General features: G+C 72.9%; 26 protein-coding genes. 22 read left to right on the top strand and 4 right to left on the bottom strand.

Translation table 11 applies throughout. The features are described 5' to 3' along the window. Window positions 1-8: 8 nt before the first annotated feature. Window positions 9-2,315, bottom strand: a complete 2,307-nt coding sequence (locus AB0878_RS09500) for a Tat pathway signal sequence domain protein (protein ID WP_366578174.1) — start codon at window positions 2,313-2,315, stop codon at window positions 9-11. A 284-nt stretch (window positions 2,316-2,599) separates the two neighbouring features. On the opposite strand from AB0878_RS09500, the gene AB0878_RS09495 reads away from it, so the two are divergent. From AB0878_RS09495 to AB0878_RS09485, 3 genes are all read left to right on the top strand, one after another. Further along, the gene (locus tag AB0878_RS09495; RefSeq protein ID WP_366578172.1) at window positions 2,600-3,592 is read left to right on the top strand and encodes a LacI family DNA-binding transcriptional regulator; all 993 of its coding nucleotides are present in this window, start codon (window positions 2,600-2,602) and stop codon (window positions 3,590-3,592) included. Window positions 3,593-3,749: 157 nt separating this feature from the next. Continuing rightward, a complete protein-coding gene (locus AB0878_RS09490; RefSeq protein ID WP_366578170.1) occupies window positions 3,750-4,136 on the top strand; it encodes an Lsr2 family protein in 387 nt (128 codons plus the stop codon). 214 nt (window positions 4,137-4,350) lie between these two features. Further along, on the top strand, window positions 4,351-4,704 hold the full coding sequence (locus AB0878_RS09485; RefSeq protein WP_366578168.1) for a DUF1622 domain-containing protein: 354 nt from the start codon (window positions 4,351-4,353) through the stop codon (window positions 4,702-4,704). A 13-nt stretch (window positions 4,705-4,717) separates the two neighbouring features. Here AB0878_RS09485 and AB0878_RS09480 read toward each other — a convergent pair whose 3' ends face one another. Then, window positions 4,718-5,287, bottom strand: coding sequence for a TIGR03086 family metal-binding protein (locus AB0878_RS09480; protein ID WP_366578166.1), 570 nt, complete (start codon window positions 5,285-5,287; stop codon window positions 4,718-4,720). Between the two features lie 104 nt (window positions 5,288-5,391). Here AB0878_RS09480 and AB0878_RS09475 point away from each other — a divergent pair, with 104 nt between their 5' ends. From AB0878_RS09475 to AB0878_RS09420, 12 genes are all read left to right on the top strand, one after another. Continuing rightward, a complete protein-coding gene (locus tag AB0878_RS09475) occupies window positions 5,392-5,727 on the top strand; it encodes a cupin domain-containing protein (protein ID WP_366578164.1) in 336 nt (111 codons plus the stop codon). A 298-nt stretch (window positions 5,728-6,025) separates the two neighbouring features. Further along, window positions 6,026-7,000, top strand: a complete 975-nt coding sequence (locus AB0878_RS09470; RefSeq protein WP_366578162.1) for a dihydroorotate dehydrogenase — start codon at window positions 6,026-6,028, stop codon at window positions 6,998-7,000. 60 nt (window positions 7,001-7,060) lie between these two features. After that, a complete protein-coding gene (locus tag AB0878_RS09465; protein ID WP_366578160.1) occupies window positions 7,061-8,326 on the top strand; it encodes an MFS transporter in 1,266 nt (421 codons plus the stop codon). Window positions 8,327-8,348: 22 nt separating this feature from the next. After that, window positions 8,349-9,146 (top strand): IclR family transcriptional regulator, encoded by a 798-nt coding sequence (locus tag AB0878_RS09460; RefSeq protein WP_366578158.1) that lies wholly within the window; start codon window positions 8,349-8,351, stop codon window positions 9,144-9,146. Beyond that, window positions 9,143-9,619 carry a hypothetical protein gene (locus tag AB0878_RS09455; protein WP_366578156.1) on the top strand — a complete coding sequence of 159 codons (477 nt, stop codon included), beginning with the start codon at window positions 9,143-9,145 and terminating at the stop codon, window positions 9,617-9,619. The genes AB0878_RS09460 and AB0878_RS09455 overlap by 4 nt, the downstream gene beginning before the upstream one ends. Continuing rightward, on the top strand, window positions 9,616-10,089 hold the full coding sequence (locus AB0878_RS09450) for a hypothetical protein (RefSeq protein WP_366578154.1): 474 nt from the start codon (window positions 9,616-9,618) through the stop codon (window positions 10,087-10,089). The genes AB0878_RS09455 and AB0878_RS09450 overlap by 4 nt, the downstream gene beginning before the upstream one ends. Continuing rightward, entirely contained in the window at window positions 10,086-11,399 is a 1,314-nt protein-coding gene (locus tag AB0878_RS09445) for a Zn-dependent hydrolase (protein ID WP_366578152.1), read from the top strand. The genes AB0878_RS09450 and AB0878_RS09445 overlap by 4 nt, the downstream gene beginning before the upstream one ends. Beyond that, window positions 11,396-12,256, top strand: a complete 861-nt coding sequence (locus AB0878_RS09440; protein WP_366578150.1) for a dihydroorotate oxidase electron transfer subunit — start codon at window positions 11,396-11,398, stop codon at window positions 12,254-12,256. The genes AB0878_RS09445 and AB0878_RS09440 overlap by 4 nt, the downstream gene beginning before the upstream one ends. After that, window positions 12,253-13,575, top strand: a complete 1,323-nt coding sequence (locus tag AB0878_RS09435; RefSeq protein WP_366578148.1) for a dihydroorotase — start codon at window positions 12,253-12,255, stop codon at window positions 13,573-13,575. Before AB0878_RS09440 ends, AB0878_RS09435 begins: the two co-directional genes overlap by 4 nt. Next, the gene (locus AB0878_RS09430; protein ID WP_366578146.1) at window positions 13,572-14,963 is read left to right on the top strand and encodes an aspartate ammonia-lyase; all 1,392 of its coding nucleotides are present in this window, start codon (window positions 13,572-13,574) and stop codon (window positions 14,961-14,963) included. The genes AB0878_RS09435 and AB0878_RS09430 overlap by 4 nt, the downstream gene beginning before the upstream one ends. A gap of 97 nt (window positions 14,964-15,060) precedes the next feature. Further along, window positions 15,061-15,288 (top strand): three-helix bundle dimerization domain-containing protein, encoded by a 228-nt coding sequence (locus AB0878_RS09425; RefSeq protein WP_366578144.1) that lies wholly within the window; start codon window positions 15,061-15,063, stop codon window positions 15,286-15,288. 94 nt (window positions 15,289-15,382) lie between these two features. Next, entirely contained in the window at window positions 15,383-16,282 is a 900-nt protein-coding gene (locus tag AB0878_RS09420; RefSeq protein ID WP_366578143.1) for a MurR/RpiR family transcriptional regulator, read from the top strand. Between the two features lie 20 nt (window positions 16,283-16,302). Here AB0878_RS09420 and proC read toward each other — a convergent pair whose 3' ends face one another. Next, on the bottom strand, window positions 16,303-17,112 hold the full coding sequence (gene proC / locus AB0878_RS09415; protein ID WP_366578141.1) for a pyrroline-5-carboxylate reductase: 810 nt from the start codon (window positions 17,110-17,112) through the stop codon (window positions 16,303-16,305). Continuing rightward, window positions 17,109-18,110 carry a proline racemase family protein gene (locus AB0878_RS09410; RefSeq protein WP_366578140.1) on the bottom strand — a complete coding sequence of 334 codons (1,002 nt, stop codon included), beginning with the start codon at window positions 18,108-18,110 and terminating at the stop codon, window positions 17,109-17,111. Before AB0878_RS09410 ends, proC begins: the two co-directional genes overlap by 4 nt. Window positions 18,111-18,256: 146 nt before the next feature. Here AB0878_RS09410 and AB0878_RS09405 point away from each other — a divergent pair, with 146 nt between their 5' ends. The 7 genes from AB0878_RS09405 to AB0878_RS09375 all read left to right on the top strand — a co-directional run bounded on the left by AB0878_RS09405 (window position 18,257) and on the right by AB0878_RS09375 (window position 24,356). Further along, the gene (locus tag AB0878_RS09405) at window positions 18,257-19,480 is read left to right on the top strand and encodes a carboxypeptidase-like regulatory domain-containing protein (protein ID WP_366578138.1); all 1,224 of its coding nucleotides are present in this window, start codon (window positions 18,257-18,259) and stop codon (window positions 19,478-19,480) included. A 14-nt stretch (window positions 19,481-19,494) separates the two neighbouring features. Beyond that, complete coding sequence (locus tag AB0878_RS09400; protein WP_366578136.1) at window positions 19,495-19,941, top strand: MarR family transcriptional regulator; 447 nt, start codon at window positions 19,495-19,497, stop codon at window positions 19,939-19,941. A 106-nt stretch (window positions 19,942-20,047) separates the two neighbouring features. Further along, window positions 20,048-20,686 carry an HD domain-containing protein gene (locus AB0878_RS09395; protein WP_366578135.1) on the top strand — a complete coding sequence of 213 codons (639 nt, stop codon included), beginning with the start codon at window positions 20,048-20,050 and terminating at the stop codon, window positions 20,684-20,686. A 123-nt stretch (window positions 20,687-20,809) separates the two neighbouring features. Next, a complete protein-coding gene (locus AB0878_RS09390) occupies window positions 20,810-21,997 on the top strand; it encodes a DUF6745 domain-containing protein (RefSeq protein ID WP_366578133.1) in 1,188 nt (395 codons plus the stop codon). Window positions 21,998-22,028: 31 nt separating this feature from the next. After that, window positions 22,029-22,496 carry a hypothetical protein gene (locus AB0878_RS09385; RefSeq protein WP_366578131.1) on the top strand — a complete coding sequence of 156 codons (468 nt, stop codon included), beginning with the start codon at window positions 22,029-22,031 and terminating at the stop codon, window positions 22,494-22,496. An 88-nt stretch (window positions 22,497-22,584) separates the two neighbouring features. After that, a complete protein-coding gene (locus AB0878_RS09380) occupies window positions 22,585-23,418 on the top strand; it encodes a peptidoglycan-binding protein (protein WP_366578130.1) in 834 nt (277 codons plus the stop codon). A gap of 110 nt (window positions 23,419-23,528) precedes the next feature. Next, window positions 23,529-24,356 carry an LLM class flavin-dependent oxidoreductase gene (locus AB0878_RS09375; protein ID WP_366578128.1) on the top strand — a complete coding sequence of 276 codons (828 nt, stop codon included), beginning with the start codon at window positions 23,529-23,531 and terminating at the stop codon, window positions 24,354-24,356. Window positions 24,357-24,372 lie beyond the last annotated feature (16 nt).

Genomic DNA, 24,372 nt, shown 5'->3' with positions numbered 1-24,372 from the left:
CGTCCGGGTCAGGCCGGCAGCCCCCACGGGGTGCTCGGTCCGTTCGGAGCCACCGGCCGCACCGCGAAGTCCGGCCGGTCGCCCGCGCGGTACACGAAGGCGTCTTCTCCGCGGGCGAGGTCGACCTGGACGTCGCCGTTGGGCAGGGTGCGCCAGCGCTTCGAGCGACCCCGTGCGTCGGTGACCTCGAGGGCGCCGTCGATGCCCGGGCGCAGGACGCAGGGGGCGCCGGCTTCGCTGTGGACCTTCAGCCAGCGCGTTCTGCCGCCTTCGCGGGCGGCGCTGAGCAGGAACGCGCCCTCGGTGCGGAAGTCGCGCAGGGAGATGTCGGCCCACGTCGCGGGGACGGCGGGGAACAGCCGCACGACGCCGCCCCAGCTCTGCACCAGCATGTCCTGCATCGACTTCACCGCCGAGAGCGGCGTCTCGATCACGGGGCCCGACTCCTCGTACATCGTGTTGGGCTTGATGAACCGGCTCTGCAGCTGGTCGAGGTAGGCCGCCGCCTGGTCGCCGCGTCGCATCGAGGCCGAGATCGACGCCGCGCCGGTGAAGGTGTAGCCCTGCAGCGCGCCTTCGAAGCCGACCCAGTGCGCCAGCGACTTCTCGATGAGGGCGCGGTTCTCCGGCTGCTCCCAGGTGATCTCGTACAGCGGATAGACCTGCAGCAGGTGTGAGTAGTGCCGGTGCGACTTCGCGAACGGCACGCCGGCGCCGATCATGTAGCCGTTCTCGTCCACGGCGTAGGGCGCGAGCGTCGCGGCCACCTGCTGCCAGCGGGACACGAGCGGGTCGGCGATGCGCAGTTCGCGCGCCGCGTCGAGGAGGGTGCGGCAGCCCCAGCGCACGAGCGCGAGGTCGTAGGTGCAGTCGGGGGCGTTCACGCCGTACTCGGGCGAGAAAGTGGGCGGCAGGTGCAGTCTGCCGTCCGGGCCTGGCGCGAGGAAGTGCAGGTAGTAGTTGATCGCCTTGCGCAGCAACGGGAACAGCGTGTCGCGCAGCAGGCGGCGGTCCAGTGTGTGCCGGTAGGACAGCCACACGTTGTGCAGTGCCCAGGTGAGGTCGCCGACCTCCGGAGTCGGGGTGTCCTGGCCGGGCACGCCGACGGGGAAGCCGCTGTTGGCGTCGGATAGGCCGTTGGACAGCGTCATGTCGGTGGTGCGCGGGATGCCGGCGGAGTCGCCCTGGTACGGCGCGCCGACCTGACTCGACAGGTGCCCGCGGTACTGGTCGAGCGCCCGGCTCACGGCGTCGAGCTCGAGGTGGTTGGAGCCGTGGATGAGCCAGTACTCGAGCTGCACGTTGAGGTTCCACCACGTGGCCGGCCACGGCGTGTTCTCCAGCCACGGGCCCGAAGTCGCCATCACCGGCGCCTCGCGCCGCGCGGCCGAGGCGAGCTTGTACAGCTGGATCCAGTAGAAGCTCTGCAGCCGGGTGTCCGGAATGGACACGAAACTGCGCCGGTAGTAGTCCTGCCACCAGCGGCGGTGCTCGCGGGTGAGCGCGCCGAACTCGGCCGCCGTGCGCACGGACCACAGCGCCCGCGCGGTGGACGTGCGCTCGGGGTGCGACCAGGCGACCGAGGCGTAGAGCGTCCGCGCGCCGCCGCGGGTGACCTCCCGCCAGGCGGTGACGTGCTCACCGCCCGCGAGCAGCGGTTGCTCGGCGACGTGGCTGTCGCCGACGGCGCGGACCGTCGCCGGCGGGTTCGCGACGTACCCCTCGGGCGGCGCCTTCTTCCACACCGGGTCGGCTCGTGGGCTCACGGCCTCGGCCGGGTGGAAGACCCAGCGGAACCCGCGTTCGCCCTCGGTCGGGCGCACCTCGACGGCGAGCACCGGCTGTCCGGTGTGGACGATCGCGCGCAGCGCGAGGCTGCCCGCGGCGGTGGTGATCGTGCCGGTGAGCTCGGCGTTGCCCAGATCCAGCCGCCAGTCGACGCCCGTGATCGCGCCGGCGGGTTCGAGCGTGAAGTACCCGATCGGCAGCCGCGCCAGGCCGAACAGCGAGCCGTACTGCGGCCGGTGGTCCTGCACCTCGCTGTGCTGCACGGTGAAGCGCACCGCGTTCTTGCCCGGCTCGGCGTAGACGCCGGAGCCGAGGAAGCCGTTGCCGAGGAACGGCCCTTCCGTCCACGCGGCCGGCATCCGCTGCCACCGCAGATCCGCGGTGGCGAGGAACGCGGCCCAGTCGAAATCGTCGCCGCCGGGCGGCGGGTGGCTCGCGGCCGAGGCGACGGCCGGGCCCAGCCCCGCCGCGCTCGCCGCGATCCCGGCGAGCGCGCCGCCGAGGACTGTTCTGCGGGAGACGTCCATGTCTGCGACCTCCAGGTCAGTGCGGCGGCGGTCGGGCTCAAAACATAGGATGTCTGACATCCGTTGTCGAGACCTCTGCGTAAGTTCGTGACAAGGCAACCCGACTGGAGCACCATGACTCCTCAGAAGCGTTGTAGCCTCTTCATCGATTCATCGGATGACTATCGTGCCGCGGGTCGGTCGGGACGAGCGCGAGCCGCAGGGGCGCAGGTCACAGCCGGGCGCGCCGGGCCCGGCCCTACAATCGGGGCCAGCCGCGCCGCGGCGGTGGGCGGAGGAGAACCGTGCGGGTCACGATCCGGGATGTCGCACGGCGGGCAGAGGTGTCGGTGGCCACGGTGTCGCGGGCTCTCGGCTCGCCCGACCGCGTCAGCGAAGCCACGCGCGACCGGGTGCTCGCGGTCGTGCGGGAGCTGGGCTACCGGCCGAGCCCGGCGGCCCGCAGCCTCATCACCGGCAAGACCGGCGCGATCGCGATCGTGGTGCCGGATCTGGGGAACCCGTTTTTCACCGGCCTGCTCAAGAGCGTGCAGGCGCGGGCGCGCGAAACCGGCCACGCCGTGCTGGTCGGCGACAGCGACGAGGACCCGGCCACCGAGCAGGAGCTCGTGCGCACGCTGGCGAAGCAGGCCGACGGCGTGCTGCTGTGCTCACCCGGGATCGACGACGACACCATCACCGAGCTCGCCGGCCTCACGTCGCTGGCGCTGCTCAACCGCCGCGTCGCCGGGATCGGTGCCACGGTGATGGACAGCGCCGGCGGGATGCGCGAGGTCGTGGCGCACCTGGCCGGGCTCGGGCACCGGCGCTGCGCCTACCTCAACGGCCCGGACAGCTCGTGGTCCAACCACGAGCGGCTGCGCGGGCTGCGACCCGCCGCCGCGGAACACGGCGTCGAGATCGTGGAGCTCGGGCCGTTCGCCCCGCGGTACGAGGACGGTGCGCCCGCCGCCGACCAGGCGCTGGCCGCCGGGGTGACCGCGGCGCTCGCCTACAACGACGTGATGGCGCTCGGTGTGCTGGCGCGCCTGCGCGACCGCGGGGTCGACGTGCCGGGCGAGCTGAGCGTGACCGGCTTCGACGACCTCGTCTACGCGGCGGTGTCCGCTCCCCCGCTCACCACGGTCGCCATGCCGGTGGCCGAGGCCGGCCGCCACGCCGTGGATCTGCTGCTGGCCCACGCCGCCGCCGACCCGGCCGGCCGGGTGGTCACGGAACTGCCGACGCGGCTCGTCGTGCGCGCCACCACGGCCAGCGCGCCCGGGTGTCACCGCTGACCATTCCCGCGTGTGAGGGGAAATGTCGGAAAATGATCGGGACGGACACGTAATCCGGTCACTCCCGATACTGCGTTCCACTGTGGATCGATGTTACAGTTCTTCACAGGCCACGGAAACGGGGCTGCCGGAAACGTTCGAGGAGGATTCACCCGCCATGGCGCACAAGGTCCTGGTCCAGATGGTGGACGACATCGACGGCGGGGTCGCGCACCAGACCGTGCCCTTCGGCCTCGACGGCGTCCAGTACGAAATCGATCTCTCCGACAAGAACGCGGGAACTCTGCGTGAAGAGTTCGCCCGCTACATCGCCGCCTCGCGGCGCACAGGCGGCCGCAAGGTGCGCCGTGGCACCGGTTCGGGCACGCCGACGCCCGAGGACCGCGAACGCTCGCGCGCCATCCGCGCGTGGGCCGCGGACAACGGCTGGAGCATTTCCGAACGCGGCCGCATTCCCACCGACGTGGTCACCGCCTACGAAAACAGCCGCGCCTCCGGCTCGAAGTCGCGTGCCCGCCGAGGCCGCACAAAGGCGAAGGCGTAAAACCGATCCGGGGGTGGCCGTGCGGCCATTTCCCCGGACTGCCGCACGCCCCGACGGAAACGTCCACACCGAATTCGAAAACCGCGGATCACCGGCGGCTTCCGGTGAACCACTGCCGCCGCGAGGGCCTTGACAGCCCGTCGCGGCGGTTCGTACGTTCCGACCGGGAGCCGCGGACCTTCCCCGAAGTCCGCTTCGGAGAGGGTGCTCGCGGATGAGTTTCACCGAGTCGTTCGAGACCGTCGCCACCGTGATCGAAGGCCTCGGCGTCGGCATCATGGCCCTCGGTCTCGTGGTGGTCCTGGTGCGCTTCGTCGTCGACGTCACCCGGCACCGCGGCAGCTACGACCAGCTGCGGGTGCACCTCGGCCGCGTCATCCTGCTCGGGCTCGAGATCCTCATCGCCGGGGACATCATCCGGACCGTGATCGTCGACGCGTCGCTGGAGAACGTGCTGGTCCTCGGCCTGATCGTGCTGATCCGGACCGTGCTGAGCTTCGCGCTCGAGGTCGAGATCTCCGGCGCGTGGCCGTGGCAGGCCAGGCGGGGGCCGCAGCCGCCCGCCTGACCTCCCCCGGCGCTCAGGCCGCGCGGCCCAGGAACGCCAGCAGCCGCGTGGTCTCGTCGGCGTCCGCCGGCGGTGCGAGCTCGGGCCCGAAGAACTCGGGCCGCCGCAACGGAATCGAGCGGACCCACTCGTCCGTCGCCTTCACCACCGCCGGATCCAGCGTGACGGTCAGACCGACGGCCTGGGCGATGTCCCAGGTGTGGACCAGCGCGTCGGAGATGAACGCCGGCAGCAGCGTCGTGAGCGGCGCGCCCCCGGCGTCGTCGACCGACGTGACCCGCGCGAGCCCGTCGCGGGTCAGCGCCGGGGCGGTGGCCTCGAAGGCCACGCGCCACTCCCCCGCCGGGTCCCCGGCGCACAGCACCCCGGGGTTCGGCGCGCCGGGCTCCCCCGCGGTCTCGGGGTAGTCGGCGCCGGTCACCCAGGCCGCCAGCCGGTGGCGGCCCCACAGCACGTGGCCCACGATGTCCCGCACCGTCCACGCCGCGCACGGCGACGGCGCGTCCCACCGCCGCGCCGGCACCTCGGCCACCACCGCGCCGAAGCCGTCCTGCGCCACGAAGTACTGCTCCAGAAGATCCACAGCTCGCTCCCTTCACCGATGTCGTCGCCCTACGACCACCGGCGGACGCCGAAACAGACCGAATCCGGTCCCGGCTTCGCCTGCTCGCGGCTACCGTGGCAGGAATGACCGATTCGACCAGTACCGAAGACCAGACCGGCGCGCTGACGCGCAACGTCGAGGGACACGAGGTCGGTGCGAGCGTGTCCATCATCCGCGAGAGCACCGACGTCGCCGGGTCCGGCCCGCGGCTGCACCGCCACCCCTATCGCGAGACGTTCGTGATCCAGCGCGGCCGCGCTCTGTTCACGATCGGCGACACCGAACGGGAAGGCCGGGCGGGCGACGTCCTCGCGGTCGCCGCCGGGGTCGCGCACAAGTTCGTGGTCCTCGGGCCCGAGCGCTACGAGGCTGTGCACATCCACGAGAACGACCGGTTCGTCACGGAGTGGCTCGAGTAGACGCCGTCCACTCACGACGATGCCCCCGACCCGCCCGCGCGTTCGCGTTCGCACATTTGTCGGCGCGCGTCACAGCGCAGTCGGCAACTGGCCGAATCACGCCCTGACCTGCGGAACCTTCCGGCGTCCCGGAGGACGAGTTTCCGTCACGCGGAAACACTCCGCGCCCGGGCCGCCACGTCGTGAAAACCGGCCCTGACCACCGGCAACGGCCGGGGCCGCCGCTGCCTTGACACCACGTCGGCCCGGACTCATCCTCACATCTCTCGTTTCCGTTCGATGGAGGGTGTGATTCCGCATGACGGAGGTGCTGGACCGGACAACCGGCCGCGACGACCGCGACCGGCTGTTCGCCGCCGCGCCCGGGTCGGCCGTCGATCTGGCGGTGCCCCTGGGCCCGCTCACGCTCGCCAACCCGGTGATGCCCGCGTCCGGCTGCTTCGGCCCTGAGCTCGGTCCCCTGCTGCCGGTGCGCGAGCTCGGCGCGGTCGTGACGAAGACCGTGTTCGCGCAGCGCCGCTCCGGCAACCCGTCGCACCGGCTGACCGAAAGTGCGCTCGGCATGCTCAACAGCGTCGGCATCCCCAGCCCGGGCACGAGCCGGTTCGTCCACGACGTGCTGCCGCGCTACCGCGAGTTCGGCGTCCCGGTGATCGCCAGCGTCGGCGGGCTGACCGTGGACGAGTACTGGCAGGTCGCCGACGAGCTGGCCGGTGCGGAGTGCGCGGCCTTCGAGGTCAACGTGTCCTGCCCCAACCTCGAACACGGCGGGCTCGCCATCGGCGCCGACCCCGCGGCGGTCGAGGCCGTCGTCGCCGGCGTGGCGGCTCGGACGGAACTGCCGGTGCTGGTGAAGCTCACGCCCGGTGTCACCGACATCGGCGAGATCGCCCGCGCCGCCGAGCGGGCGGGCGCGACCGCCGTGACCGTGAGCAACACCTTCCCCGCCCTGGCCGTCGACGTGCGCTCGCGGCGCGCCGTGCTGGGCAACGGCGTCGGCGGCCTGTCCGGCCCGGCCGTGAAACCGCTCGCGCTGCGGCTGGTGTGGCAGGCGGCCTCGGCCGTCGACATCCCCGTCATCGGCTGCGGCGGCATCAGCAGCGCGCGTGACGTCGTCGAGTTCCTCATCGCCGGCGCCACCGCCGTGCAGGTCGGCACCGCGACGTTCACCCGCCCCTACGCGATGGCGGAGATCGTGCGCGACCTCGCGGGCCACTGTGCCGAGCTCGGGGCGGGCGCCGTCCACGAGCTCATCGGAACCCTGCGCACCTGACCCTTCCCGTCCTTCCCCCGACCCGTCTTTCCCCCAACGCCGTGAGGAGTGCTCCCCACCATGTCCGACGAAACGCTCGCCGGCAGCGCCGCGCCACCCGTCACGTCCGAAGACACCCCCGCCACGAAGGCGACCACGCGCTACGCCCGCAAGGCCGTGTTCGCGTCGTCGCTCGGCTACGCGATGGACGGCTTCGACCTGCTGATCCTCGGGTTCGCCCTCTCCGCCATCTCCGGCGACCTCGGGCTCGGCGGCGCCGAGGCCGGCTCGCTGGCCACCATCACGCTGATCGGCGCGGTGGTCGGCGGGATCGCGTTCGGGGTCCTGTCCGACCGCATCGGCCGCGTGAAGGTGCTGACCTACTCGGTGATCTTCTTCGCCGTGTTCACCGGGCTCACGGCGATTTCCACGAGCTACTGGGAGATCGCGGTCTTCCGGTTCCTCGCCGGCGTCGGCATCGGCGGCGAGTTCGGCATCGGCATGACGCTGGCGGCCGAAGCGTGGCCGGCGAAGAAGCGCGCACGGGCGACGTCGCTCGTCGGCCTCGGCTGGCAGGCCGGGGTGCTGCTCGCGGCGCTCGTCTCCGCTCCTGTGCTCAACGCGTGGGGCTGGCGCGGGCTGTTCCTGCTCGGCGCGTTTCCCGCGATCGTCGCCATCGTGTTCCGCTCGCGGCTGCACGAGCCCGAGCAGTTCACCCGCCACCGCGAGAGCCGGCAGGGCAAGCCGAAGGTGCCGCTCAAGCTGCTGGTGGCCGACGGGCCCACCACCCGCGCGACGATCGGCGTCCTCGTGCTCACGTCGGTGCAGAACTTCGGCTACTTCGGCATCATGATCTGGCTGCCCACCTACCTGTCCACGCAGTTCGGCTACAGCCTCACCAAATCCGGGGTGTGGACCGCCGTCACGGTGGTGGGCATGGGCGTCGGAATTCTGGCGTTCGGCGAGATCGCCGACAAACTGGGCCGCCGCAAGGCCTTCTGGCTCTTCCAGGCCGGGGCCGCCGTCTCGGTACTGGGCTACAGCCAGCTCTCTTCGCCGTGGGCGCTGATGGTGGGCGGCGCGGTCATGGGCGCCTTCGCCAACGGCATGATCGGCGGCTACGGCGCGCTGATGGCCGAGCTCTACCCCACGGCCATCCGGTCCACGGCGCAGAACGTGCTGTTCAACCTCGGCCGCGCGGTCGGCGGGTTCGCACCGATCGTCGTCGCGCTCGTGGCCGCCAGCTACGGCTTCGGTTTCGCCATCGGCGTGCTGTCCGTGATCTACCTGCTCGACATGGTCGCAATGATCTTCATCCCCGACCGGCGCGCCGAGCAGCTGGCCTGAGCCGCCCCGAGCAAGGAGAACCATGCAGGTCGTCATCCGCGCCTTGTCCGTGCTGCGGGCCCTCGCGACGAAGGGCAAGGGCGCCACGCTCCAGGAGCTGCACGAGGAGCTCGACATCCCCGTGGGCAGCGCGCACCGCGTGCTCACCACGCTGATGGAGGAGAACTTCGTGACCCGCTCCCCCACCAACAAGCGCTACTTCCTCGGCCCGGCCGCGCGGCAGCTCGGCGAGCCGGCGCCGCACCGGACGGCCTTGCTGGCCAACCCGCACCAGGCCGTGGTCGACGCCGCGGAAGCCAGTGGCGAGACGGTGTTCCTCACCGAGCTCATCGGCGCCCGCGCGGTGTGCGTCGCGCTGGTGGAGGGCCGGCACCCGCTGCGCCTGTTCGTGCGCATCGGGCAGGAGATGCCGCTGCACGCCGCCGCGTCCAGCCGTTCGCTGCTGGCCTACCTGCCGGAGCCCGCGGCCCGGCGGGTGCTCGAAACCCAGTCGCTCGACGCGTTCACCCCGGACACGCCGACCACAGTGGACGAGCTCGTCGAGCACCTCGCCCTCGTGCGGGCCCGTGGTTACGACATCTGCGACGACGAGCTCGACCGCGGCGTGTGGGCCGTGGCCGCCCCGATCTTCACCTCCACGGGCGCGGTGGCCGCGAGCGTGACGCTGGCCGCGGCGGGCAACCGCATGCGCGAGGGCAGTGCGCGCACGGTGGCGACGGACGCCGTCCTCACCGCCGCGCGCGAGCTTTCCGCGGAGCTCGGTTTCGCCGGTGCCGAACCCACCACGGCCGTCGGCGGACCGGCGAGGAGCGCCCGATGAGCCTCGATCACGACCTGGCCACGGCCACCGACACCACCACCGTGTTCCTCGACGCCGCACGGCGGCGGACCGAGCTGCGCGCGGATCTCGCCGCGATCGGCGCCGCGTTCACCACGCGGCCGTCGATCCTGCGCCGGGCCGCGGCGCTGCTCGCCGAGGAACTGCCCACGGCCACCGATCGGCTGGTCACGACGGGCACGGCCGACGCCGTCGCGGTCACCACGGCGCTCGCGTTGCACACCGGCCTGCCGTTCACGGTGGACGCCGGCGAGGTGCACCGGGGCGACCGCGTCGCCGTGGTCACGCCGATCGCCGACAACCCGGCCGACACCCCCACCCACACGACCGCCGCCGCGCTGGCCGACCGCGTCCGCGCGGCCGGCGCCGAGCCCGTCGTCCTGCTCAGCGTGCTCGCGGCCGACGGCACCCCCGCCCTCGCGGGCACTCGAACCCCTTCGGAGAACCCGTCATGACCACTCCCGTCCAGGACGCCGGCGCCGCGGTGCGCAAGCTCGGCGTCAGCCCCGACACCTACGGCCCTTCGCTCGACACGCCCACCGATCCCGCCGCCACCGAAGTGGTCGGGGCCGCGCTGGCGGAGTTGCTGACCACGCAGACCCTCGACCAGATCGCGGTGTGGCACGGCGCCGACGACGCCGTGCTCGCCCACGTCGTCGCCCGGCAGCTGGGCGCCACGGTGACGCGCGCGTCCGAGCTCGAAGGCGTGGTCGGCTTCCACCCGCCGGTCGCGGCCGGCACGCGGATCGCGCTGGTCGGCACCGCGTGGGAACCCGCGCGGCTGCGGACGCTGCTGAACCTCGCGGCGACCGCGCGTGCCGAAGTCGCCGCAGTGGTGGCGGTGGTGGCCACTCCCGCGCTCGCCGAGGTGACGGGCCCGCCGACGGCGGCGCTGCTCGCGGAGCTGCCAGGCGGCCCACGATGACCGCGTCCACCGCACCAGCAGGGTCCACTGTGGACGCTCGGCTGCGCGCCGACCCGGAGCGGATCGCGCACTGGCTCGACACGTTCGCCGCACTGTCCGAACCGGACTCCGGCCCGGGCGTGACCCGCCTCGCGCACACCCCGCTCGAACGCCGCGCGCACGCGCTGTTCGCCGAGCACGTCAGCGGGCTCGGCCTCGCCGTGCACACCGACGCCGCGGGCAACACGATCGCCGAGCTCCCCGGCACCGTGGCCGGCGCGCCCGCGCTCGGCACCGGCTCGCACCTCGACAGCGTGCCCAACGCCGGCGCGTTCGACGGCATCGCCGGCGTGGTCGCCGCCATGGAGACCGCGCGGCTCTACACCGAGCACGACGTGCGCCTGGCCCACCCGGTGCGGTTCGTCGTGTTCGCCGCGGAGGAGGGCGCGCGGTTCGGCCAGGCGTGCACCGGCAGCCGGGTCGTCGCCGGGCTCACCGGCGCCGCGGACCTGGAGACCAAGTTCGACGCCGGCGGCGTGAGCCTGGCCGACGCGATGCGCTCGGTGGGCCTCGATCCCGCGGGTGCGGCCGGTGCGCGCTGGCGCCCCGAGGACTGGGCCGCGTTCCTGGAGCTGCACATCGAACAGGGCAGCGTGCTCGAGTCGACGGGCCTGCCGCTCGGCGTCGTCGACCTCATCTCCGGCAGCACCCGGCTGCGGCTCGACCTCACCGGCCGCGCGTCGCACACCGGCGGCACGCCGATGCACCAGCGCGCCGACGCGCTCGCCGCCGCGGCCGAGATCGTGCTGCTGATCGAAGCCATCGCCACCGACAGCCGCCACCACGGCACCCGCGCGACCGTCGGGCGGCTCGACTCCGCGCCCGGCTCCATCACGACGATCGCGGGTCAAGCGCAGCTGCACGTCGACGTGCGCGACGTCGACAGCGACCGCCAGCGCCAGACCGCCGCGGAGATCGTCGAGCGCGCCCACGCCCTCGCTGCGCGCCGGGGAATCGGGTTCGCCGCCCACACCCTCGCCGACGCGTCCCCCGTGCTGCTGCCCCGCCGGGTGACCGACGTCGTCGCGGCCACGTGCGCCGAGCTGGGCTACGCGCACCGCGTACTGCCCAGCGGCGCCAGCCACGACGCGCAGATGGTCAACCACGTCACGCCGACCGGCATGCTCTTCGTGCCCAGCCGCGCCGGGGTGAGCCACAGCCCCGACGAGTGGACCGACCTCGCCGACCTCGTCGTCGGCACCGAAGTGCTCGCCCACAGCCTCGTCCGGCTCGACACCGCGTTCCCGGTCGCGGGATCGGAGCAGTCATGACCACGACCGAAACGCGGGCCGTCCGCGACCACGTGACGCCCCTGCCGCCCACCGGCGCCGTGCTCCCGACCCCGACGTGGCACCACGCGGAAGTGCTGGAGCACCGCCCGGAAGCCGACCGCTACCAGTACCTGCGCCTGCACGCGCCGACCATCGCGCGGGCCGCGACGGCCGGGCAGTTCGTGATGCTCACCGCCGCCCGCCACGGCGAACGCGGCCCCGTGCTGCCCCGGCCGATGGCGATCTACCGCCGCGACGCGGAGGCGGGCACGATCGAGGTCGTCTACGGCGTGGTCGGTGACGGCACGCGCAAGCTCACCACATTCGCCGCGGGCGAGACGATGCTCGTGGTCGGCCCGCTGGGCCGCGGGTTCCACGTGCCCACCGGCACCCCGCGCGTGCTGCTGGTCGGGCGCGGCATCGGCACCTGCTCGCTCACCACCGTCGCCCAGGACCTCGCCGGCAGCGGCACGGAGCTGGTCGCCGTCGCGAGTGGACGGACGCGGCAAGCCGTGATCGGCGCGGACTTCTACCGCGAGTGCGGCGCCGAGCGCGTACTCACCGTGACCGATGCCGAGGGCACCAGCGAGATCGCGCGCCTGCGCGCGGAGCTGACCTCCACTTTGGACAGTGCACCGCCGCGGCAGATCTTCACGTGCGGCTCGGACCGGCTGGCGTGGCTGTGCCGCGAGCTGGCCGATCGCTGGGGCGCCGAGGTGCAGGTGTCGCTGGAAGCCCACATGGCGTGTGGCCTCGGCTACTGCCACGGCTGCGCCACCGGCACCCGCGGCGGGCCCGAGGAGTCGCCGTTGATCTGCAAGGACGGCCCCGTTTTCCGCCTGGAGGAGACGCCATGAGCCCGCTGACGCAGGCCCCGCTCGGCCACGCGGTGCTCACCGGCGTGGCCCCGTTCGGCGGCACCCCGATCGACCTCGTGGTGCGCGACGGCCGCATCACCGAGCTGCGGCCCCGCGGCAGCGCCGACGAGCCGAACCGGTTCGACGCCGACGGTCTCGTGCTGCTGCCCGCGTTCGTCGACCTGCACACGCACCTGCGCGAGCCGGGCGGCGAGGACGCCGAGACCATCGCCACCGGTACCGCCGCGGCGGCGGCCGGCGGCTACTCCGACGTGTTCGCCATGGCCAACTGCAGCCCGGTCACCGACTCCGCCGAGCGGATCCGCCACATCCTCGACCTGGCCGAGCGCACCGCGTCGTGCCGCGTGCACGCCGTCGGCGCCATCACCGAAGGCCTTGCGGGACAACGCCTCGCGCCGCTGGAAGCCATGGCCGCGGCCGGCGCGCGCCTGTTCTCCGACGACGGCCGCTGCGTCGACGACCCGGTGCTCGTGCGTGACGCCCTCGAGCTGACCAAGCGGACCGGCACCGTGCTCGCCCAGCACGCCCAGTCCGGCCCGCTGGCCGGCGCCGGCCAGATCAACGCGGGCCGCGCGGCCGAGCGCACCGGGCTGCCGCCGTGGCCGGCCACGGGCGAGGAAACCGTGGTGGCGCGCGACATCGTGCTCGCCGCCGACGCCGGGGCGCCGCTGCACGTGTGCCACGTGTCCACGGCGCGCTCGGTCGCGCTCGTGCGGTGGGCCAAGGAGCAGGGCTGGGCCGTGAGCGCCGAGGTCACGCCGCACCACCTGCTGCTCACCGACGGCGAAGCCGCGAGCGCCGACACGAAGTTCAAGGTCAACCCGCCGCTGCGCTCCCCGAGCGACGTCCGCGCGCTGCGCGCCGCGCTGCTCGACGGCACGATCGACGCCGTCGCCACCGACCACGCGCCGCACCTCGCCGAGGCGAAGGCCGCCGACTGGTGCGGGGCGCCGTTCGGGATGACCGGGCTGGAGACGGCGCTGGCCGTGGTGTCCGAGGTCCTGCACACCAGCCGCGGCGTCGACTGGGCGCTGGTAGCCGACCGCATGTCCCACGCCCCGGCGCGCATCGGCGGCATCGCCGCGTCCGCGGGCCGGCCGATCGCCGTCGGCGAGCCGGCCACGTTCACCCTCGTCGACCCGCGGGCCGGCTGGACGGTCGACCCCGCCGACACCGTCGGCCGTTCGCACAACACCCCGTTCGCGGGCCTGTCCTTCACCCACCGGCCCGTGGCGACGGTCGTCGCCGGCGCCGTGACCGCCGACCACGGCGGGTTGTTCACCAGGAGTGACCGATGACGTCCACCCGCACCGAAGCGGACCTGCTCGGCGAGCTGGCCGTGCCCGCCGACGCGTACTACGGCGTGCACACCCGCCGCGCCATGGCCAACTTCCCCATCAGCGGCCTGCCGCTCTCGACCCACCCCGAGCTCGTGGTCGCGCTGGCCCGCGTGAAGCACGCGGCCGCGCTGGCCAACCACGACGTCGGCCTGCTGTCCGGCGACAAGACCACCGCGATCGTCGCCGCGTGCGAGGAGATCGAGGCCGGCCGGCTGCACGAGCAGTTCACCGTGGACGTGATCCAGGGCGGGGCGGGCACGTCGTCGAACATGAACGTGAACGAGGTCGTGACGAACCGGGCGCTGGAGCTCCTCGGCCACCCCCGCGGCGACTACGCCCGGCTGCACCCGATCGACGACGTGAACCTGGGCCAGTCCACCAACGACGTCTACCCCACCGCCGTGAAGCTCGCGGTGCACGCGGCCGCGACCGAGCTGCTCGACGCCATGGCCGAGCTGCGCGGCGCGCTCGCCGCCAAGGGCCGCGAGTTCGCCGACGTCGTGAAGATCGGGCGCACTCAGCTGCAGGACGCCGTGCCGATGACGCTGGGCCGCGAGTTCACCGCGTTCGCCGTGACGCTCGGCGAGGACGAGCAGCGGCTGGCCGAGGCACTCACGCTGCTGACCGAGATCAACCTCGGCGGCACCGCGATCGGCACGGGCCTCAACGCGCACCCGGACTACGCGCGCCTGGCGTGCGAGCACCTCGCCCGGCTCACCGGCACGCCGCTCGTCACCGCCACCGACCTCGTGGAGGCGACGGCCGACGTCGGGGTGTTCGTGCAGCTGTCCGGCGTGCTCAAGCGCGTGGCGGTGAAACTTTCCAAGACCTGCAACGATCTTCGGCTGCTGTCCTCCGGTCCGCAGGCCGGGCTCAACGAGCTGCGGCTGCCGAAGGTCCAGGCCGGGTCGAGCATCATGCCGGGCAAGGTCAACCCGGTGATCCCCGAGGTGGTCAACCAGATCGCGTTCGAGGTGATCGGCAACGACACCACCGTCACGCTCGCCGCCGAGGCCGGGCAGCTGCAGCTCAACGCGTTCGAGCCGATCATCGCCCACTCCTTGCTGAAGTCGCTGCGCCACCTGCGCACCGGCGCGCAGACGCTGGCGCGCCGCTGCGTCACGGGCATCACGGCCAACACCGAGCAGCTGCGCCGCCAGGTCCGCGAGTCGATCGGCCTCGTCACGGCGCTGAACCCGGTGATCGGCTACGAAGCGGCGAGCGCGCTGGCGAAGCAGGCTTCGGCCACCGGCCGTTCGATCCACGAGCTCGTGGTCGACGCCGGCCTGCTCACCTCCGAGCAGCTCGACACGCTGCTGGGCCTGCCTGCGGCCAAGTCGAGCTGACACCGTCGGCCGACACCGTGACGACCGGCTTCGTTTACCCCACGTTTACCTAGGTGTACTGCAATGAAACCTCCATCGGGTGACGCCAGGAGGCTTCATGAGCACGCAGACCCTCGGAGCCCTGGCCCCGGAGCAGCCCGACGCCCACTTCGGGCACCTGGAAGACCGCCTCAGCCGCGACTTCGCGACCGTCGGCGCCGAGTCCGTGCACGACCTCGTGGAGCGCGAGCGGGCCCGCTTCACCGGCGCGCCGGTCCAGGCGTTCGTGCCGATCCTGGTCGAGCGCGCCGTCCGGGCCGTGCTGGCCGGCCGGCAGCCCGCCTGAGGCGGGCGCTGAAAATTCAGCGGCCGCACCGTCCACTGTGCACTGACCGTCCGGCGCGGCGGGCCGCGACCGCTGCTCGGTAGGCTGTCGGGTCGTGACCGCCCACGACGACCGGACCGACTCGCTCAGCGCTCGTGTCGAGGAGCGGCTCGCCGGGCTGTCGCCTGCCGAGCAGCGCGTGGCGGAGTACCTGCGCAGCCACCAGGAAGCGATCCTGCTGTCCACGGCCGGCGACCTCGGCGTGCTCAGCGGCACCAGCGACGCGACGGTCGTCCGCGCGGTGAAGGCGCTGGGCTACTCCGGCCTGCCGGAGCTCAAGCGCGTGGTGGGCCGCTACGTCGTCGGCGACACCAACCCGGCCACGCGGCTGCGCGAGCGCATCGAGCGGACCGGCGACGACACCGGCGCCCTGCTCGACCAGGTGCTGACCGAGTCGGTCGAGCGGCTCACGGAGACACGCCGGCTGCTGGCAGACCCCGAGTTCACCGCGGCCGTCGACCTGCTGGACTCCGCGGCCGAGGTGCTCGGCTACGGCCTCGGCCCGTCCGAGCTGCCGATGCAGTACCTCGTGACCCGCCTGCACCGGCTCGGCCGGCGCGCCTGGAGCACGTCGGCCACGGGCTTCCGGCTCGCCGACGACCTGTTGCGCCTCAAGGGGAACGACGTCGTGGTGCTGTGCGTACCCGACCGGCTCCTGCACGACGTCAAGACCCTCGTCGACCACGCGCGTGCGATCGGCGCGCGCGTGCTGCTCGTGACCAACTCCCTGCGGCCCGTGCTCGGCGACCAGGTCGACGTCGTGCTCACGGCCGTGCACTCGGTCAGCGGCCTGACGCACGAGGGACTCGGGGCGACGCTGGTCGTCGACTGCCTGGTGGCCGGGCTGGCGCGCAAGGACCCGGCCGCGGTTTCGGACCACACCGACCTGCTGACCGCCTTGCGCACCGCCCTCGTGCCCCGCGACATGCGGGCGCGGCGGCCCGGCCGGGAGTGACCAGGGCTCAGCGCCCCATCTCAGCGCCCCATCTCAGCGGCCCGGTCGCGCGCCGCCTCGATCGCCGCCATCACCGCCGCGCGCACCCCGCGTTCCTCGAACTGCCGGATCGCGGCGATCGTCGCCCCGCCCGGGCTGGTCACGGCCGCGCGCATGCGCACCGCGTCGGCGTCCGGGACCTGCAGCATCTCGGCCGCGCCGGCGGCGTTGGCCTTCACCAGCTCCTCGGCCAGCGGGCGCGGCAGGCCGAGCAGGATCCCGGCTTCGATCAGCGCCTCGGTGAGGAAGAAGTAGTACGCCGGTCCGCTGCCCGACAGTGCCGTGATGGCGTCCATGCGCGACTCCTCGACGCGCACGACCTTGCCCACCGGCTCGAACAGCGACTGCGCGTAGTCGAGCTCGGCCTCGCCCGCGTGCGTGCCCGCGCTGATCGCCACGACCCCGCGGCCGACGGACACCGGGGTGTTGGGCATGCAGCGCACCACCGGCGACTTGCCCGGCAGCAGCGCTTCGAGCCGCGACGTGCGCACGCCGCCGACGGCCGAGACGAACAGCTGGTCGTCGTTCACGTCGTCCGCGACCGCGGCGAACAGGTCGTCCACGTGGTACGGCTTCACCGTGAGCAGCACGGTTTCCGCCGCCCGGATCGCGGGTCCGGCTTCGGCCGTGGTGGCCACGCCGTAGCGCTCGCGCAGGTACGCCGCGCGCTCGCCGGCGAGCTCGACCACGACGACCTCGGCCGCCGTGAACCTCGGTTCGGTGCCGGCGAGCAGTCCGGCGAGCAGCGCCTCGCCCATGTTGCCGCCGCCGATGATGGCCAGTTTCGTCATCGCAGGGTGAACCCCGTTCCCAGTTCGTCGGCCGGGTCGAGCGTGAACACGCTCTCGCCGGCCAGGTGTGCGGTGCCTTCGATCTCCGTGGCGACGCTGCCGTCGGTGCCGTCGCCGCCGGTCGACAGGATCCGGCCGGTGAAGGTCGTGCCGATGATGGAGCCGTGGGTGAGCACGTCGCCCTCGCGCAGCCGGCCTTCGGCCGCGAGCAGCGCCAGCCGCGCGGAAGTGCCGGAGCCACAAGGGGAACGGTCGACCTGCCCGTCGGCGAACACGGTCACGTTGCGCTGGTGCGGCCCGGTCGCGGTGTCGCCGAGGTCGTCGTAGAGGATCACGCCGTAGACGCCGCCGAGCCGGCTGTCCGCGGAGTGCCGTGCCCACTCGGTGCCGCTGAGCGCGGCCTTGACCTCGCGGCCGGCCGCCACGAGCTCGGCGTGGTGCTCGGGGACCACGGCGAGGCCGAACGCGGAAGCCGGCACGCACGCGTAGATCGCGCCGCTGTAGGCGAGATCGACCGCGACCGGGCCGCTTTTCGTGCTGACCTCGACGCCGCGGCCGAGCACGGTCGTGCCGACGTTGCGGAAGGCCACCTTCCGCACCTCGCCGCCCTCGCACGTCACCGCGGCGATGACGCGACCCGACGGGACGTCCATCGGCACCTCGGTCACGCCGTCGGCCGCCGCTTCGACCCGGCCGGTGCGCACGGCCCACGCGCCGAGCGCGATCGTGCCGTGCCCGCAGGCGGTGGAGTAGCCCTCGCGGTGCCAGAACAGCACGCCGAACAACGACCCCTCGGTCTGCGGCGGCACCAGGAAACAGCCGTACATCGCCGAGTGCCCGCGCGGCTCGCGCACGAGCAGTTCGCGCACCGCGTCGATGGCCGGCGTGGACCGTGCGGCCTCGCGCCGTTCGAGCACCGTCGTGCCGGGGATCTCCGGCGCCCCACCGGTGACGATGCGGAAGGGCTCCCCCGCCGTGTGGTAGTCGGTGACGGTCACCGCGTCCACTGTGGACCGTCCAGCCTTGTTGTAGTTTTCATGACAGGTGACAGTACATGGTAGTTTTCACTACGGGAAGACCTGTGCGCGCGGTCACCGCTGCCGCCGTCCGGAATACTATTCGTGCACGAATAGTTGAACCGGGCATGAAGACTTCCGTGCTCACCCGGCACCGCTGGTGGTGGCAGCCACTGGGCATCTCCCTGCTGCTGGTGCTCGTGTTCATCGGTCTCTACGTCGGGTTCCAGCGCAGCCCGCGGCCCTACCAGGTGCCCGTCGCGGTGGCCGGGACCTCGCTGCAAGCGCAGTTCGCCGGGGCGACCGGGCCGGCCGTGGCCGTCGTGCCCGTCGCCGACCAGGCCGCGGGCGACGCGCTGCTGCGCCACGGCGACGCCGTCGCGACGCTGACCGACCAGGCCGGGCACCTGCGGCTGGACGTCGTCGGCGCGAGCGGCGCCTCGACGGTGTCCGCGGCCGAGAAGCTCGTGACCGCGTTCGCGCAGCACCGGGGGCAGCCGCTGGCGGTCACCGACGTGCTGCCGCTCTCGGCGTTCGACAGCAAGGGGATGTCGGGCTTCTACGTGGCCTTCGGCGTCACGCTGGCGTCGTTCGCGCTCGCGCAGAACCTGCTGGCGGCCGCGCGGCGCGTCCGGCTGCGCCACCGCATGGCGGCGCTCGTGGGGTTCGCGGCGCTGGCCGGGATCGCCGCGGCCGCGCTGGCCGGGCCGGTGCTCGGCGCACTGCCCGCGCCGTTCGTGCCGCTCGCGCTGACGCTCGGCCTCCTCTCGGCCGCGACGGCGCTGGCGACCAAGGCGCTCGGCACGTGGTTCGGCGCGATCGGCATCCCGATGTCGACGCTGCTGCTGCTCACCGTCGGCAACTCGACCAGCGGCGGCGTGCTCGGCGTGAACCTCCTGCCGGAACCGGCGCGGTGGGCCTCGGCCGCGCTGCCGCCGGGTGCCGCGGTGCGCGCGCTGTCGGACCTCGACTACTTCCACGGCGCCCACCTGCTGGTGCCGGTCCTGACCCTGCTGGCGTGGTCCGCGGGTGCCGCTTTCCTGATCCACGTGCGGGAACGCGGCCGCGCCACCGCCGCCGAGCCCGGGCAGCCGGCGCCGGCCGGGGAGATCTCCGGGCACGTCAGCGCCCCGGCGGTCCTCGTCGTGACGGATCCGCAGGGCGCCGTCACCGCGCGGTCGGACACCGACGGCCGCGGCCGGTTCCACCTGACCGGCCTGGCACCCGGCTCCGTGACGCTGACCGCCGTCGCCGAAGGGTTCCTGCCGCAGACGCGGGCCCTGACGGTGCCGGCGAGCGGCGCCGCGACCGTGGATCTGGCCATGGCGCCCGCGTACGCCCGCGCGGCATGAGGCAGCCTGGGGCCATGGACATCGGACCGGACCACGACGTCGAGGACGGCGAGCGCCCGCTCGGCGACGCTCCGCTCTACCTGCTGCGCCAAGCCCTGCGCACCTACACCGCGCACTGGCAGGACACCGTGCGCGAAGTGACGCCGCCGCAGTACGTCGCGCTGCGCGTGCTGCGGGCCTCGCCCGATCTCGACCAGGCGGCGCTGGCCGAGGCGACGCGCATCGACACGGCCACGCTCACGCCGCTCCTCGCGCGGCTCGAGGAGCGCGGTCACGTCGTGCGGCGCGTCGACCCCGGCAACCGCCGGCGCAAGCTGTTGCGGATCACCGAGGACGGCGCCGCGGTGCTGCGCCGCGTCGCGCCGCTCGTCGCCGAGACCGAGGACACGTTGCTGGGTGAGCTGAGCGCGGAGCAGCGCACGGCGTTCACCGACGTGCTGCGGCGGATCGCGCTCGCCTGAGCGATGTCCCTATCGGTGGGGTTCGTGTCCGGTCCGGGCACGGCGGAGGAGGGCTCGCACGCAGCAAACTGCGAGGACCACACCGTTTCTCACCCAGGGAGTCGTGATGACCGAGACGATCGCCGGGATCACCGTGCCGGACACGGAGCTCGTCGCCGAGGTGACGGCGCTGATCCGCGAGAAGTCCACCGAGCTGCTGTTCAACCACTCGCGCCGCGTGTTCCTGTTCGGCAGCCTGCAGGCGCGGGCCCTCGGCATCGACCCCGACCCGGAGCTGCTCTACGTCGCCGCGCTGTTCCACGACACCGGTCTCGTGCCGCCGTGGCGCAGCGAGCAGCAGCGCTTCGAGATCGACGGCGCCGACCAGGCCCGGGAGTTCCTGCTCGCGCACGGCCGTTCGGCCGCCGACGCCGACCTGGTGTGGACGTCGATCGCGCTGCACACCACGCCCGAGGTGCCCTACCGGATGGCGCCCGAGATCGCCGCCACGACCGCGGGCGTCGAGACCGACGTGCTCGGCCTGCACCTGGACCGCGTGTCCGGCGAGGACATCGCCGCCGTCACCGCCGCGCACCCGCGCCCCGACTTCAAGCGCCGGATCCTGCAGGCGTTCAAGGACGGGTTCGCCCACCGTCCCGACTCGACGTTCGGCACGGTGAACGCCGACGTGCTGGAGCACTTCGTGCCCGGCTTCAAGCACACCGATTTCGTCGACGTGATCGAGAACTCCGACTGGAAAGAGTGACGCCGGCCGGCCGCTGCCGTGCGCCCCGAGGACACGGCGGCGGCCAAAACGCTTGCGCGATAACCCCGGCTGCTGTCATGATCGCGGTATGTCTGAAGGAAAGGGCGTGCTCGCCCTCGCGCGGTGACCGCGCCCCGCGGGCCGGGAGCCCGCGCTCCGGAACACCCTGAAATCGTTGACCCGCAACGGGTTCGCCGGCAGCTCGCCGAGGCGGCCCGAGCGGAGTGGCTCGGCCACGCCCTGTCCTGCGAGCCCGCCGACCGGCCGGCCGCGGAAGCGGCGATCACCGCGCTCTACGAGCTCGTCGACCAGCCTCCCCCGACGTTCGTGTGGGTGGATTCTCCTGGCGCGGCAGTGAAATTCGTACCACCGAGCCGGCCGCTGTCGGCCGGGTCGCCGACCTGGCTGGAGAGCCGCCTCGCCAACTCCTTGTCGGGCCTGCGTGCCCGGTTCGACCGCAGGATCCGCTCCTCCGGCAACTCGTGGCGACCGTCGGTCCTGCCCGAAGATCCCTCGGAAGCGCTCGATCGCGGGTCCCTGGACACGTGGCTGTACTCCGGCATCCTCTGGTCGGTGCGGCGCAGCATCCTCGATTCCGTCGCCGGCACGATCAGGGCCGCACTGCGCGCGCCGACCGGGATCGGCTGGTACGGCCAGCACGAGGCCCACTGGGTGGCGCACTACGACGCCCACCGCCGGCTCGGTGTCCACTTCGGACCCGAACCCGAACGGCAGCTGGACCTGTGGGCGGAAACCGTGCGCTCGTGCGGCTGGTGGTGGCCCCGCGACGACGTGTGCGTGCTCACCGAACGCCCGGTCGTCGTCCACACCGAACCCGTGCCCGGCGCCGCGTACGGCGAGGTGCGGACGCACGCCGCCGACGGACCGGCCATCGCCTACCCCGACGGCTGGCGCGCGTATGCGTGGCACGGCACCCCGGTGCCGGCGTGGGTGATCGAAGACGTGACGGCCGAAGCCATCAACACCGAACGCAACGTCGAGGTCCGCCGGTGCGCCGTCGAACGCCTGGGCTGGGACGCCTACATCGAGCGGGCCGGTCTCACGTTCGTGGCGCGGGCACCGGATCCGGGCAACCGGGACTCCGAACTGGAGCTCTACGACGTGCCCCGCGCGCCCGGCATCATCGCGCGCCGGCTTCTCCTCGCGGTCAACGGATCCGTGGAACGCGACGGCACCCGCCGCCGCTACGGATTGTCCGTGCCGCCGTGGTTCGACGATCCCGTCGACGCCGCCGGCTGGTCCTACGGGCTCACCGGAGCCCAGTACACCGGCCTGCTTCGCCGGACCTGACCCAACCCTGCGAAACCCCAAGGTGATCACCATGACCGAAACATCCACAACGGACACCCGGACCGTCAGCCTCGCCGACCTCCTCGACCGCTCCGGCCTCGACGTGCTGGAGCACCTCGAACGGCAAGTCACCGTTCCCGTGCTCGACGGGCTGCAGGCCCAAGGCGACCTCATCGTCATCCCGCACGCCCTTGTCGCCCGTACCGTCGTGCTGCACACCAACGCGTGGTGGCAGGACGTGCCGCGCGGCGGTGTCGAACTGGTGCGCGGCGTGGACGGGCGCAACCCGCACACCCTGGTGGCCGATCCGGACACCTGCCGGTGGACCTCGTCGGTCCGCGACCCGCTGAACCTGGGCATCGCGGTGTTCGAGAACTCCGCGCCCGCCTACCTCATCCACCCCGAGCACGGCGGCAGCGGGGTGGCTCCGGGCCGGTGGCTCGCGCGGCGCCAGCAGGAGCGCGGGGTGGCCTTGACCAGGCTGCTCATCGCCGACTGAACCCGGCCTGGACCTTCGAGTTGTACGTCCCTTGTATCCCGTTCCATGATTCTTTGCCCGGATTCATCCGCGGACGAGAGGACCAGGGATGCTCAGGAAGGTCGTCACACTGACCGCGCTCGCGGCGGCGGCGCTCGGCGTGGCCGCACCGGTTTCGGCCGGTGCGGCCACGCAGGCGCTGCCCGCGGCGAGCATGGAGGCCGTGCTCAAGGCCGCGCAGATCGACCCGCGCCGCGCCGACAGCACGCAGACGCCCGGCGCGCACGACAGCGTGCTGCTGGTGGAGCAGGCGCTGCAGGCGAAGGGCCTGCTCGACGCGAAGTACGTGGACGGGTACTTCGGCACCACGACCATCACGGCGTACTCGCAATACCAGAAGTCGCTGGGCTACACCGGGATCGACGCCTCGGGCCTACCCGGCCGGACGTCGCTGGAGAAGCTGGGCGCGAACCGCTACACCGTCACCGCCGTGATCGCCGCGGGCAGCCACGTGACCTACCACGGCGTCACGCTCAACACCCGCACCAAGGCCATGCTCGTGGCCGCCGAAGGCCTGCTCGGACGGCAGCTGAGCCTCACGCAGGGCTCGTACAACCCAGGCGGCGTCGACGCCTCCGCCGGCACGCACGACGGCGGCGGCACGTTCGACGTCTCGGTGGCGGGCCTGTCCACCGCGACCCGCACGAGCGTGGTCAAGACCCTGCGCCAGGTCGGGTTCGCGGCGTGGCTGCGCACGCCGGAGCAGGCCGACTGGGGTTACCACATCCACACCGTCGCGATCTCCGACCCGGACCTGTCCTCGGGCGCCCAGCACCAGACCGGCGACTACTACCTGGGCCTCAACGGCCTGGCCGGACGCGGCCCGGACGACGGCCCGGCGGTGAACCCGAAGAAAACCTGGGAGGAGTACCAGCGCGGCTGACGGCGACGTCCTCGCCGGTTCGCCCGAGAGCCGGCGAGGACACCCGCCGTGGTGGCACCCGCACCCCGGACGGTGGTTGTATCGGCGTCATCGACTACGGGGGTGTTTCCATGGCGAACAAGGCGTTCCGGTTCGGAGTGGTCGCGGCGGCCCAGGGCAGCGGCGCGCAGTGGCAGGCCACGGCGCGGCGCGCGGAGGAGCTGGGCTACTCGACCCTGCTCTCACCCGACAACCTCAACCTGCCCTCGCCCACGGCGGCGCTGGCGATCGCCGCGGCGGTCACCACGACCTTGCGCGTCGGCTCGTTCGTGCTGGCCAGCCCCCTGCGCACGCCGCGCGCGGCCGCGTGGGAGGCCCACAGCCTCACGCAGCTCACCGACGGCCGCTTCGAGCTCGGCCTCGGCACCGGCCTGCCCACGATGCGCCAGGCGGCCGACGAGCTGGGCCTGCCCTACGGCTCCGGCCAGGACCGGCTCGACCAGGTGTCGGAGACCGTCGACCACGTCCGGCGCCTCGACGGCGCCGCGCACACCCCGGTGATGATCGCGGCCGGCGGCCCCAAGGCCCGCCGGCTGGCCGCGGCGAAGGCCGACATCGTCACCCTCGCCGGCGGCGCGCTGACCACGCGCGCGGAGATGGCCGGCCACGTGGCGGAGATCCGCGCGGCCGCGGGGGCCCGCGCCGGCGAGATCGAGCTGTCGCACAACATTTTCGTGGTGGGCACCGAGGCGCCGCCGTGGATGAGCGGGTTCCTCGGCGGCCTCGACGCGAAAACCCTCATCGAGCGCGATTCGCTCACGGTGCTCAACGGTGACCTCGACACGATGGCCGCCGAGCTCGAACGCCGCCGCGAAGAGCTCGGGGTGTCGTACTTCACCGTGAACAGCGCGTTCGTCGAGGAGTTCGCCCCGCTCGTGGAGCGCCTCACCGGCCGGTGAGTCCACTTCGGACTTC

The organism is Amycolatopsis sp. NPDC047767 (assembly GCF_040704195.1).
Lineage (GTDB): Bacteria > Actinomycetota > Actinomycetes > Mycobacteriales > Pseudonocardiaceae > Amycolatopsis.
This window is presented reverse-complemented; position numbering and strand designations above follow the sequence as displayed.